General features: G+C 31.0%; 8 protein-coding genes, 1 tRNA gene and 1 pseudogene. 7 read left to right on the top strand and 3 right to left on the bottom strand.

Going from position 1 to position 12,832, the window contains the following annotated elements; translation table 11 throughout:
* Positions 1 to 296: 296 nt before the first annotated feature.
* The 4 genes and pseudogenes from AB3211_RS00260 to AB3211_RS00245 all read left to right on the top strand — a co-directional run bounded on the left by AB3211_RS00260 (position 297) and on the right by AB3211_RS00245 (position 4,930).
* Positions 297 to 2,189 (top strand): hypothetical protein, encoded by a 1,893-nt coding sequence (locus tag AB3211_RS00260; protein WP_367364262.1) that lies wholly within the window; start codon positions 297 to 299, stop codon positions 2,187 to 2,189.
* Between the two features lie 256 nt (positions 2,190 to 2,445).
* Positions 2,446 to 3,342 (top strand): DUF2608 domain-containing protein, encoded by an 897-nt coding sequence (locus tag AB3211_RS00255; protein WP_367364261.1) that lies wholly within the window; start codon positions 2,446 to 2,448, stop codon positions 3,340 to 3,342.
* Complete coding sequence (locus AB3211_RS00250; RefSeq protein WP_367364260.1) at positions 3,326 to 4,159, top strand: DUF2608 domain-containing protein; 834 nt, start codon at positions 3,326 to 3,328, stop codon at positions 4,157 to 4,159. Before AB3211_RS00255 ends, AB3211_RS00250 begins: the two co-directional genes overlap by 17 nt.
* 10 nt (positions 4,160 to 4,169) lie before the next feature.
* Positions 4,170 to 4,930, top strand: a pseudogene (locus AB3211_RS00245) (3'(2'),5'-bisphosphate nucleotidase CysQ).
* 363 nt (positions 4,931 to 5,293) lie between these two features.
* Here the strand turns inward: AB3211_RS00245 and istB (AB3211_RS00240) are convergent.
* A complete protein-coding gene (gene istB / locus AB3211_RS00240) occupies positions 5,294 to 6,043 on the bottom strand; it encodes an IS21-like element helper ATPase IstB (protein WP_367363705.1) in 750 nt (249 codons plus the stop codon).
* On the bottom strand, positions 6,043 to 7,539 hold the full coding sequence (istA, locus tag AB3211_RS00235) for an IS21 family transposase (protein WP_367364259.1): 1,497 nt from the start codon (positions 7,537 to 7,539) through the stop codon (positions 6,043 to 6,045). The genes istB (AB3211_RS00240) and istA (AB3211_RS00235) overlap by 1 nt, the downstream gene beginning before the upstream one ends.
* Positions 7,540 to 7,954: 415 nt before the next feature.
* Here istA (AB3211_RS00235) and AB3211_RS00230 point away from each other — a divergent pair, with 415 nt between their 5' ends.
* The 3 genes from AB3211_RS00230 (at position 7,955) to istB (AB3211_RS00220) (ending at position 12,175) form a co-directional block, all read left to right on the top strand.
* The gene (locus tag AB3211_RS00230) at positions 7,955 to 9,769 is read left to right on the top strand and encodes an AAA family ATPase (RefSeq protein ID WP_367364258.1); all 1,815 of its coding nucleotides are present in this window, start codon (positions 7,955 to 7,957) and stop codon (positions 9,767 to 9,769) included.
* A gap of 160 nt (positions 9,770 to 9,929) precedes the next feature.
* Positions 9,930 to 11,426 carry an IS21 family transposase gene (gene istA / locus AB3211_RS00225; protein WP_367363704.1) on the top strand — a complete coding sequence of 499 codons (1,497 nt, stop codon included), beginning with the start codon at positions 9,930 to 9,932 and terminating at the stop codon, positions 11,424 to 11,426.
* A complete protein-coding gene (gene istB, locus AB3211_RS00220) occupies positions 11,426 to 12,175 on the top strand; it encodes an IS21-like element helper ATPase IstB (protein WP_367363705.1) in 750 nt (249 codons plus the stop codon). Before istA (AB3211_RS00225) ends, istB (AB3211_RS00220) begins: the two co-directional genes overlap by 1 nt.
* Positions 12,176 to 12,607: 432 nt before the next feature.
* Here istB (AB3211_RS00220) and AB3211_RS00215 read toward each other — a convergent pair.
* Positions 12,608 to 12,684, bottom strand: a tRNA-Val gene (locus tag AB3211_RS00215).
* Between the last annotated feature and the right edge of the window lie 148 nt (positions 12,685 to 12,832).

Genomic DNA, 12,832 nt, shown 5'->3' with positions numbered 1-12,832 from the left:
AATAACTAATTTGTATACTATAAATATTTTTTCTAATAAATGCAAAAATACTATTAGTTAAAATAAAAATATTGTTATAATGATTTGAACCACCGCATAACTTTCAAGTAATGTGGGTTTTTATATAGCTAACCCGAAAAACCCCAAGAAGTGAGAAATATATTTGGATACCATGATGATACTGATATAATGCTTGATGGAAGCATGAAATTGGTATACATCCGTATAATTTATGTTCCGATTAGTTAATTGATTCTCCTCCCTAGATACTGAATAACACGATAAGAAAATTAATTATGAAAGATTTTAATACTAAGGTTATTAGTAAGTATGCAGAAAGATTAAAAGGCTGTTTTGTCTCTTTAAGCTCTGAATGCATCCTGTCTTACAAGTATCCTAGTACTTTAAAAAGGTCTTTGCGTACTTTTAATATTATAAAGATTCTACAACAGAATAGTGACTTGCTTGATTATCTTAGTCTAGATAGTCAAAAGAACTTGCTTTCTATTCTTGAGCATTACGGACCTCTCTCTATTGAGGCGTTAAAGCAACAAAAATATCAAATGGAAGAGGTAACAAATTTTGTTACTTCTCTTAATCAACTGGTTGATTGCTTAAAAAGTTCTTCCACTTTATATCATGAAGAAAATAATAAGGCACTAAAACCAGTAATGGATTTAGCTAGAAACTTTGTACAGCATTGTTGTATATTAATAACTGAAGATGTTAAAAATCAAGATGTTATAAATAATCTACAGGCGACTGCAATTGTTTTGAATTTAGATAATTTATCGCTTGAGCAACAAAATCTACTTTTAGATCAATTGTTGCTCATTAAAGAATTATGGCAAATTGATTCTACCATTGACATAAAGAAAGAATCTGTTCCATTGTTATTTCATGCCAATATATTAGACTTCCTGCATAAGTCAAAAATAGTTGAGGGATTTTTAGAAGAAACGAAGCCGAGCACCGCAGCGTACACAGACGTACGTGAGGAGCGAAGGCGAGTTTCGACGACAAAATCACCAACTAGATTGATTTATGCAGGAAGTCTATTATTAACACTGAAAGAAGAGAACACAATAGATTACAGATACATTTTTAAAAAAATTACTAATTTTTTAATAGATGATCACAATGTATTGATGGAGTTAACCAATGCTAAGTTAATTTGCTTATATAATAGGCTAAAAGATTTATGTATTAAATCTCAGACTATAAACCATATTTTGCTAAGAATACATGATGAGTCAAAATTTAGGAAGAGTTTCAGTAAACTTAATAATTCAGGGTATGAGCTTTCAGTATTATTTGAAAATTATAATGCAATAACACATCAGATAGAAAATGCAGAGTTCGCTATAATAGAAAGATTTTTACTCAAGCAAAATGTCTTAATGCATGAAATTTTAATTAATATTACAAAGCATATAGATGCTATCAGGATACTCAATATAACAGAAGATTCTGATCTGAATTATATACTAGCTCAGATTAGAAAAAGGTTAACTCAAAATATCCAAAGTGGTCATACTATTTCTTTAATGATTTCTTCTATTGAGTCTAAATTTTCTGCAAAACTTGAAGTTAAAATTATCAAACGATATGCTTCTTTAGATAGTTTTACTAAAAATGCTTTAAAAACTAGGTATCAGTTGCTATTTAAAAATATTACTTCATTATTAAAAAAAGAGCTAAATTATGCAGAGTTTGTACAACAGATAATAACATGTAAAATCGCAGCTGATTATAAGATAAATAGCAATGTTACTTCAGTTAAAACGTTAAGACTAATTGAACAAGAAAGGTTAGAAGTAAAAAAACAATTATGTGAAATAAATTTTGTAGAAATTTTTAGTGACAAATATTTAAATAAAACATCTAGTTTAAGTTTTAAAAAACATGTCAGGAGAACTAGTACAACAACTCCTTCAGGTTATGTTACGATAATTATTAGAATATTACTAACAAATTTTAGCGTTGAACAGCTTCAACTTTTATCACAATTTTTAATGAATGGTAATCTAACTACAATTCGAACAATCGTTCAACAAGAGTTGGTTATGCAAGTTAAAAAACGCACCACTATAAGTAAAATAATATATTATGTATTTACTAGAAAGAAAAATGAACTTACCATGCTCAATAATATCAAGAGAATTCTAAATGAATATATACTCAAATGATTTGAAGAATTGGATTTGAAAATGAATGGTGAGCATGCTAGACCATAGTACCCTACATTTTTTGTATAATCGTCATCGCGAGGCACCTTTAGGTGCCGTGGCGATCTACTGAAGTAAGGCGTAATACTGCATAAAGATTGCCACGTCGCTGCTGTCGCAGCTCCTCGCAATGACGATTGTGGTGTCTGTAGGTGCGATTACACAAAAAATGTAGGGCAACTACTTTTGCTATAAACAAAAAATAAGGGCAATTTCTATGCTAATTAGAAGGATTAAATTTAAAACATATACACTCATTGCTTACATAATATTACTATTGCCTTTAATAGCAAATGGTAAGATTGTTGATACTGATAGTTTAGACCAAATAAATAAGGACTATGAAGAATTATGCAATAATTATTCCCCTAAAGATATCTTAATGGTTTTGGGTAGAGAAAAAGTTATATTCAAATCATTTTTCCCCCCAATTATCCAATTGAATAAAAATGAATTATCTAAGCTACAGGAAATATTCAAATCAGTTAGACCATCAAAGGATACTTATTTTGATACAATACTGCTTACAGAGTATAAAAATGAGTTATTAGATGTCAATTTGCCTAATTTTATAAAGAATATAATGGATAAAGGTAGCCCCGTAATTGTGAGTGATCATGGTTTAACTGGTAACTTTAACAATATAAAGAAGCTAGAAATATGGGAGGCTGAGTATTTAAAGAAATTTAATATTGATTTGTCCAATAGTTTCCCACAACATAATTATCTTATTTTTAATGATATGAAGCCTTTTGATAATACTTATCCGACGTTTTATCAGGGTATATTGAGTAGTAATAATAATGCTTCATTTCAGTTGATATTAAATTTTTTAATAGAAGTGAAGTTTATGCCAAAAGTTTTAATAATGGTTGATGGAAATTCCAATGAGTTGACCGCAATGGAAAGTCAACTAAGAAATTATGACGATAATGTGATGTTTATTGGTTATAATTATAAATTATCTGACCAAAAAGAATCACTATTCAATTCTCGTGATTTAAAAAAATCACTTAATGAATTGGTTAATAAGGTAAATGCAGTAAAAAGAAGCAATGGCAAAATCAAAGTTAAGAATCAAGAGAGTGTAAATCCGTATGATAATAAAAAATAACTTTTTATTAAAATTATTGTTAATTTTAATCATGTTACCATATACAAGTTATGCAATAATTATTCCCACTTATTCTATAGATTCTGTTACGGTAAAAAATTTACTTGAAAAAATTGATGCATATAGCTTAGTGCTAATCAATATTGATGATACAATAGTTACGCCTAAGTCTAAGATGTTTCGTTATGCTAATCCTTATAGAGGGTTTGTTGAAGAGCTGGCAAGTTTGGCAAAATATCATTCTAATATGGATGAGATAATTGCTAAGTTGCTATTGCAAAGACAAGTTATGTTAGTAGAAGCTAGTTGGCCAAAATTTATCGATAAACTGAAAAGTTCAGGGGCTTTGGTTTTTGGGTTTACTAAAATTAACCCAGCATGTAGACTGATTAAAAATTATGAGGAATGGCAATATGAGCAGCTAAGTAGCCTCGGTATTAAATTTACTGATAAAGTTAATAATAAAGAAATATTAAAATTTGATGAAACTGATAAAAGGTCACCAATTTTTCATAAAGGTATAATATTTACTGACTATCTAAATAAAGCTCAGGCACTACGTGAGTTTATGAGTATCACAAATATTTTACCTAATAACATTATAATCTTTGAGAATAAAAAAAGTGAATTAGATAACATAGATAATTTTCTAAGAACAATTGATCTAGATTGTTATGGGGTAGAATATTTAGCCGTTACAGAATTACAAGGCACTCCACAGGAGGATATAGTGAAATTTCAACAGGAAATATTATTAAAAACAGGAAAGTGGTTAGAAGATGATGATGCTAAACAATTTATAACAAATAGCAAATGATGAATAATAAATGATGCTTAATTTAATTAAGTCTTTAAAAAATTTAATTACTGAAGCTGGTGGGATTGCTCTAATTAGAAGAGATTTAGGGTTAATAGTTTCTTATAAAGATGATAATTCTCCCGTGACAAATGCTGATAAGGAAATTAGTAGCTTTATATATAATGGTTTAAAGGACCTAGCACCTAATATTCCTGTAATTTGTGAAGAAAGAGATATAATTGCTTTGAATGGCAATCAATTTTGGTTGATTGATCCGATTGATGGTACAAAAAGTTATATAAAAGGTGAGGATACGTATACAGTAAATATTGCATTGATAAAAAATGGTATGCCTATCATTGGTTTTATCTATCAACCATCCGTGCAAAAATTACATTAGACAGATGCTAATAATGCTTTAAGAATTGAAAAAATGGCGTAGAAACAAGCTTTGATGCCCTACCTAAAAGTCATTATAGGGCTGTTGTTAGCTCACATACGTCAAATGCAGATACCAAGCAGTTCCTAAAGAAACATCTAATTACTGAAATAGTTACTATACCAAGTTCAATTAAATTATGTTTAGTAGCAGAAGGAAAGGCGGATATTTATCCCAAGTTTGGCCCAACTATGGAATGGGATATTGCAGCGGGGCATGCGTTAATTAAAGCTAGTGGTGGAAATATTGTGGATCTAGATGGAAATGAATTAGTTTATCAAAAGAATAACTTCCAAAATCCTCATTTCTATGCCTATAGTCGATATTTCCCTATCTTTACTTCGTTTTAATGCCAATTAAGAGCTAAATTTTTGAGATAGCAAAAAGAAAGCCGAGGATAATTTTCCAAACACATGAACCATTAGTCCATTATGGTATCCAAAGCACAAATCCCCGCCGATAAACCAGCATGGACTAAGCCTTTTATAATATAGGTTTTAGAGTGTTTTTTGTGTTATTAATTAAACCATTTAAAAACTCGTATTTTTGTCTCCATTTAAACTATCTTTCAATTTTCTTTTTTGAATATAAGTATTAAGTGTTAAAAAGCGTGCAATAATGACCCACTAAATGGGTTAATGTGCGTTGAAAAATGACCCACCTAAGAAGTGGGTGTCAATAAGCGTTGAAAAATGACCCACATAAGTCTAGAACTATTGTTTTTTTTTCATACGATAACTTTCATTTCCCGTTTCAATGATATCACAATTATGACAAACTCTATCAAGTAGCGCTGAAGTCATTTTATTACAACCAAATATTTGTGACCATTCTGAGAATATAAGATTAGTAGTAATAATAATTGAAGTGTTGGAATGTATTTTAGATAATAGATGAAAGATAAGTTGACCGCCATTCTTAGAAAATGGTAGATAACCAAGCTCATCTAGGACTAGTACATCTATTTTTTGCAAGGAAGCTGCTAGTTTTCCTACCTGAGCAGAGTTCTTTTCATATTCTAATTGATTAGCAAGATCTACAAGATTAAAAAATCTTGATTTATAACCTTTTCGTACTGCTTTTGTACTTAATGCAATAGCTAGGTGAGTTTTACCGCTACCAGTACCACCAACTAGGATTATATTTCTAGATGTTTTAATAAACTCGCAACTATATAGATGCATAATTTGTTCTTGGTTTATTGGGGTATCGATAAATATGAAATTATCTATATCTTTTTTCTCAGGAAACTTTGCTGCGCTAATCCTACTTTGAATAGACCTAAGAGTTCGTGTTGTTAGTTCAGATTTTAATAAATTATGTAAAATATAATTCGAGGCTTCTTTACGCCTTATGGCATCAGATATAATTTCATCATAAGACTCAAGCATCCCTGTAAATTTTAGCTTTCTCATAACATTTATAATATCTTCTCTAGTAGATTCTTGATATACATTGTTCATTACTTACCTCCTAACTTGAGAAAATTATCGTATATCTCACAATTAGCTTTCGGGATATGTTTTAAAGTATGATATTCTTGGTAATTACTTGGCTCTGTTACTTTTAACTCATCTTTATTACGTAATATAATATTTAAAATTACCTCCTTACTAACAGTTCCTATTTTTAGTGCTTGGGTGCATGCTGATACTACTGCTTCTATGGATTCCATTGCTATATACGATAATATATGAGCAAAATCTCTTGTACCTGCTGGGCTGCTCTCAAGACGTCTTCTAACTTCTATGAGCTCTTCTGGTAAATTCATATTAAGGAATGGTTCACCATTTCTTAATGCTCCGGGTTTATACCTTAATATTGGCAGATAATGATTGACGTCATAACAAGTTTCTCCCTTAGTAAATTTCCGTTTATGACGACCTACCTCTTGACCATTATAAATAAATACTAGATGTTCAGCATATATCTTACATTGTACTATTTTCCCAGCACAACTACAGTGAACGCTATAATTATTGCTTTCATATCTAGCCAAACAAGTAATAGAAACCTTGATATCTATTTCTTTGCAACCGTTAAATAATACAGGCACGGATACTAAAAAATTACGTTCTAGTTGATATGCTTCATCTATAGTCTTATCTTTATATTCGGGGTGTTTATGAGAGCTATTATAAGTAACTAATCTGCTGGTTAATATATCGTTTAATTCTTGCAAGGTTAAAGCTTTTGGCATAGGAGTAAAGAACTGTTCCCGGTCAATCTGTACTTGTCGCTCAACCCTACCTTTTTCATTACCTCGAGCTGGAGAACATGCTATCGGTTCAATGAGATAATGTGCGCAGAGCTTTTCAAACTTTGGATTCCATTCTCTATTATTAGAGCCTTTTAAAACCTTACTGACAGCAGTCTTCATATTATCATAAATCCCTTTAGTTGGACTACCACCAAAAAAAGTAAAGGCTCTAACATGTGCATCAAATACCATCTCTTGAGCTTCAGTAGGATAAATATAGATAAATTTTTTACGGCTATAACACAAAACAAAGTGAGCTACTTTAACATTTATTATTTCTCCAGCTAATATTACTTGCTTACTACTCCAGTCAAATTGGTAAGCTTCCCCAGGAGCAAAGGATAAAGGTACGCAAGCTTTTATATTAATCTCAAAATTTCTATCATTCCAAGTGTTAATATAACGACTAACAGCAGAGTAACTGCCTTGATACCCATAAATCTTTAACTCCTCAAATAAAGCTTTCCCTGTTTTTTTAGGCTTTGAATTCTTATTATCCCGCAACATCCTCTCAAGACTCTCAATATATTTCCCGAGTTTAGGTATAGGTTGAATTATTCGTATATAATCAGATTTAATCTCTCCTTGCGTACGAATGATACTTCTAACTGTATTACGTGATATATTTAATTCTCTACTTATTGAACGTATACCTTCTCCACGACGATAACGTCCTAATATCTTTCTCTTACTTTCCATTATTAACATCTCTGATTTTATACTCCTATTATTTATTCTGAAAATAATAGAAGTATAGGTTGATAATAATGGATTAATAACGTACTACTTTTCCCACTTCTTAGGTGGGTCATTTTTCAACGCACATTAACCCATTTAGTGGGTCATTATTGCACGCTTTTTAACAGATCAAATGCAAGGACAAGAACGTGAGCAAGCACAAGATGTTGGATTGATTGGCTGTGATTAGGTTATATAAATTGTATTTCAGTTAATTACACTTTATAATAATCCACGGTCTATAAATTCTAGATAAAATTTTAACATCATTTTAATACTAGCTTCAAGTATTATCAATGTTTGATCTTGACTGGCAAGGGAGAATAATTATTAAAAATCCTAAATCTTATAGAATGAAAGTGTTTGGAATAATATAATGAATAATTTAATATCTGAAAACATAGTAATACCTAAAATGAGAGTCGGAGACGATGATTTTAAAAGTCTATTGCTCAATAGTGATATTTTTGTTGATAAAAGTTTACTAATTAAAGAAATTACTGAAGATAGTGGTAGCGTAATACTTATCACTCGACCAAGACGTTGGGGTAAGAGCTTAAATATGGATATGCTTCGCAAGTTTTTTGAAATAGAGATAGATGACAATGGTACAGCTTTAGTATCTGAACAGAAGATAAATAACAAATTATTCCTTGGAGGTACAGTAGATTTAGGCTTTGATGAAACTAAAGAGTTAAAGTCCTTAAAAATTGCAGATATAGCAAGTAGCATGAAACGCCAAGGTCAATATCCGGTTATTTCTATAAGTTTTAAGGATGTTAAGGGTAGTAATTACCAAGACATTGAGAACGGGATAAGAAATCAAGTTATTAAGTTATTTGTAAAACATCGTTATTTAAAACATTATATAGCAAAAAATAAGAATTTACTGGATGATGTACAAAAGGAAAAACTAAAACGATATTTTACAGGAAAATTTGATAAAGAAGATCTTAAAGATAGTTTAGGCTTCTTAAGCGAACTATTGTTTAAACATTTCAATCAAAAATCTTACATATTAATTGATGAATATGACACTCCTATCAATAGTTCCTATATTAAATTTGGTGATAAATCAAAAGAGTTTGAACAAGTACTTGAATTATTTCGAGGGATGTTTGGCAGCAGCCTAAAAGGTAATACTTGTGTAGAAAAAGGAGTAATAACTGGCATATTAAGGATTGCTAAGGCTAATTTATTCTCAGATTTGAATAATGTTACTGAATATACATTACTTGATGATGATTTTTCTAAGTTTTATGGCTTTACCCAAGAAGAAGTTGATGAGTTATTAACTAAAGTACCAACTGAAACAAATCCTGAAGAGATTAAAAATTGGTATAATGGGTATACATTTGGTGGCGAGATAATTTATAATCCATGGTCAATAATGCAATGTTTAGCACATAAAGGTAAGCTTGATCACTATTGGCTAGATAGTGGGGGTACGGGAATAATTGATAAGGCATTATTGTCAGATGAAATGCAACAAGATTTACAACTACTTGCTAGTGGTAAGAGTATTATATCGCAGATTACTAAACAAATAAATTTCAATGATATTAATTCACGCTCAGGACTATTTAGTCTATTACTATTTAGTGGTTACTTGAATCCAATGGTCATCGAGTTAGAAGAGAATGTTTATGAACTATCCGCCCCTAATAGAGAGGTAAAACATATCTATAATGCGAGATTATTACAATGGGTTAGTAATAAGTTACAGATTGATAGTTCACTATATTATCCTTTTGCTACTCTATTACCTGCTTGTCGGTTAGAAGCATTTAAAGAACGGCTTCAGGAATTGTTATTAAACGCTACTAGTTTTCACCAAACAGGGAATAAGAAAGCTGAGTTATTTTATAGTGGTTTTATGCTAGGACTTGTTAACATGTTATCTTCTGCCTACATTATAACCAGTGAACAAGAGTCAGGCAGTGGACGAGCTGATATTATTATGATCCCCAAGATTGGTAAAGAAGATAAGGCTATTATTATTGAGTACAAGATCGCCAAAAATACAGAAGATTTAGCCTTGGTAGCCCAAATGGGCTTAAAGCAGATTATAGATAAACAATATGACACTAAGATAAAAGAACATTCTCACGTCAAAAAAATCATTAAACTTTCCATGGCTTTTTGTGGTAAAAATATGGATTTACAATATCAGGTTACAGAGCTTTGTTAAAAAGCGTGCAATAATGACCCACTAAATGGGTTAATGTGCGTTGAAAAATGACCCACCTAAGAAGTGGGAAAAGTAGTACGTTATTAATCCATTATTATCAACCTATACTTCTATTATTTTCAGAATAAATAATAGGAGTATAAAATCAGAGATGTTAATAATGGAAAGTAAGAGAAAGATATTAGGACGTTATCGTCGTGGAGAAGGTATACGTTCAATAAGTAGAGAATTAAATATATCACGTAATACAGTTAGAAGTATCATTCGTACGCAAGGAGAGATTAAATCTGATTATATACGAATAATTCAACCTATACCTAAACTCGGGAAATATATTGAGAGTCTTGAGAGGATGTTGCGGGATAATAAGAATTCAAAGCCTAAAAAAACAGGGAAAGCTTTATTTGAGGAGTTAAAGATTTATGGGTATCAAGGCAGTTACTCTGCTGTTAGTCGTTATATTAACACTTGGAATGATAGAAATTTTGAGATTAATATAAAAGCTTGCGTACCTTTATCCTTTGCTCCTGGGGAAGCTTACCAATTTGACTGGAGTAGTGAGCAAGTAATATTAGCTGGAGAAATAATAAATGTTAAAGTAGCTCACTTTGTTTTGTGTTATAGCCGTAAAAAATTTATCTATATTTATCCTACTGAAGCTCAAGAGATGGTATTTGATGCACATGTTAGAGCCTTTACTTTTTTTGGTGGTAGTCCAACTAAAGGGATTTATGATAATATGAAGACTGCTGTCAGTAAGGTTTTAAAAGGCTCTAATAATAGAGAATGGAATCCAAAGTTTGAAAAGCTCTGCGCACATTATCTCATTGAACCGATAGCATGTTCTCCAGCTCGAGGTAATGAAAAAGGTAGGGTTGAGCGACAAGTACAGATTGACCGGGAACAGTTCTTTACTCCTATGCCAAAAGCTTTAACCTTGCAAGAATTAAACGATATATTAACCAGCAGATTAGTTACTTATAATAGCTCTCATAAACACCCCGAATATAAAGATAAGACTATAGATGAAGCATATCAACTAGAACGTAATTTTTTAGTATCCGTGCCTGTATTATTTAACGGTTGCAAAGAAATAGATATCAAGGTTTCTATTACTTGTTTGGCTAGATATGAAAGCAATAATTATAGCGTTCACTGTAGTTGTGCTGGGAAAATAGTACAATGTAAGATATATGCTGAACATCTAGTATTTATTTATAATGGTCAAGAGGTAGGTCGTCATAAACGGAAATTTACTAAGGGAGAAACTTGTTATGACGTCAATCATTATCTGCCAATATTAAGGTATAAACCCGGAGCATTAAGAAATGGTGAACCATTCCTTAATATGAATTTACCAGAAGAGCTCATAGAAGTTAGAAGACGTCTTGAGAGCAGCCCAGCAGGTACAAGAGATTTTGCTCATATATTATCGTATATAGCAATGGAATCCATAGAAGCAGTAGTATCAGCATGCACCCAAGCACTAAAAATAGGAACTGTTAGTAAGGAGGTAATTTTAAATATTATATTACGTAATAAAGATGAGTTAAAAGTAACAGAGCCAAGTAATTACCAAGAATATCATACTTTAAAACATATCCCGAAAGCTAATTGTGAGATATACGATAATTTTCTCAAGTTAGGAGGTAAGTAATGAACAATGTATATCAAGAATCTACTAGAGAAGATATTATAAATGTTATGAGAAAGCTAAAATTTACAGGGATGCTTGAGTCTTATGATGAAATTATATCTGATGCCATAAGGCGTAAAGAAGCCTCGAATTATATTTTACATAATTTATTAAAATCTGAACTAACAACACGAACTCTTAGGTCTATTCAAAGTAGGATTAGCGCAGCAAAGTTTCCTGAGAAAAAAGATATAGATAATTTCATATTTATCGATACCCCAATAAACCAAGAACAAATTATGCATCTATATAGTTGCGAGTTTATTAAAACATCTAGAAATATAATCCTAGTTGGTGGTACTGGTAGCGGTAAAACTCACCTAGCTATTGCATTAAGTACAAAAGCAGTACGAAAAGGTTATAAATCAAGATTTTTTAATCTTGTAGATCTTGCTAATCAATTAGAATATGAAAAGAACTCTGCTCAGGTAGGAAAACTAGCAGCTTCCTTGCAAAAAATAGATGTACTAGTCCTAGATGAGCTTGGTTATCTACCATTTTCTAAGAATGGCGGTCAACTTATCTTTCATCTATTATCTAAAATACATTCCAACACTTCAATTATTATTACTACTAATCTTATATTCTCAGAATGGTCACAAATATTTGGTTGTAATAAAATGACTTCAGCGCTACTTGATAGAGTTTGTCATAATTGTGATATCATTGAAACGGGAAATGAAAGTTATCGTATGAAAAAAAAACAATAGTTCTAGACTTATGTGGGTCATTTTTCAACGCTCTTCCTGGGTCATTTTTCAACGCTTATTGACAATTAAGAATGAGAATTAAAATAAGGAAGTGTTTAAAAGTGGTATTTTGACAACTTGAATTATATTTTTAGTAATTGAAACTAGGACAGGCAATTATTTTCAAAATGCTAAGACTCAATTTTAAGTTGATTTAGCTCATTATCGATGATAGAAGAAATTAACTATTTCTTAGTTGTATATTTTAATAATAAAGTGCTTAAAAGTAGTATTTTGATATGTAATCAATATGTAACTTTTCCACCAAAAAAACCTACAAATTAATTGTAATTTGACAAGTAATAAAATTTTCTATACTATTAAAATTTAGTCTAATTAACCGGAGGAAACACTATGGATATAAGGTTTTTAACGAAAATATCACTAAGTACTTGGTGGGCGGTAGTGGGATCGAACCACCGACCTTTACGATGTCAACGTAATGCTCTAACCAACTGAGCTAACCGCCCTTGCTTCTCTGATTTAATTTTATACTTAAAACAACAAAGTATACTCTTCTGCTTTAAAGAATTGGTTTTTCAAATACTTGCGGAGTCTATCGCATACTCACGTAGCAAATGTACGCCTAGTCGGTTTACCCCTTGTTTGTTGTTCCAA

Origin of the sequence: Candidatus Tisiphia endosymbiont of Nedyus quadrimaculatus, from assembly GCF_964059235.1 — a bacterium.
GTDB lineage: Bacteria > Pseudomonadota > Alphaproteobacteria > Rickettsiales > Rickettsiaceae > Tisiphia.
Note: the sequence above shows the minus strand (reverse complement) of the source record. Positions and strands in the feature narration are given on the sequence as shown.

Coding starts and splice junctions, on each gene's coding strand:
- AB3211_RS00260 (WP_367364262.1), top strand. CDS start 297: ATGAAAGATTTTAATACTAAGGTTATTAGTAAGTATGCAGAAAGATTA.
- AB3211_RS00255 (WP_367364261.1), top strand. CDS start 2,446: ATGCTAATTAGAAGGATTAAATTTAAAACATATACACTCATTGCTTAC.
- AB3211_RS00250 (WP_367364260.1), top strand. CDS start 3,326: ATGATAATAAAAAATAACTTTTTATTAAAATTATTGTTAATTTTAATC.
- istB (WP_367363705.1), bottom strand. CDS start 6,043: ATGAACAATGTATATCAAGAATCTACTAGAGAAGATATTATAAATGTT.
- istA (WP_367364259.1), bottom strand. CDS start 7,539: ATGGAAAGTAAGAGAAAGATATTAGGACGTTATCGTCGTGGAGAAGGT.
- AB3211_RS00230 (WP_367364258.1), top strand. CDS start 7,955: ATGAATAATTTAATATCTGAAAACATAGTAATACCTAAAATGAGAGTC.
- istA (WP_367363704.1), top strand. CDS start 9,930: ATGGAAAGTAAGAGAAAGATATTAGGACGTTATCGTCGTGGAGAAGGT.
- istB (WP_367363705.1), top strand. CDS start 11,426: ATGAACAATGTATATCAAGAATCTACTAGAGAAGATATTATAAATGTT.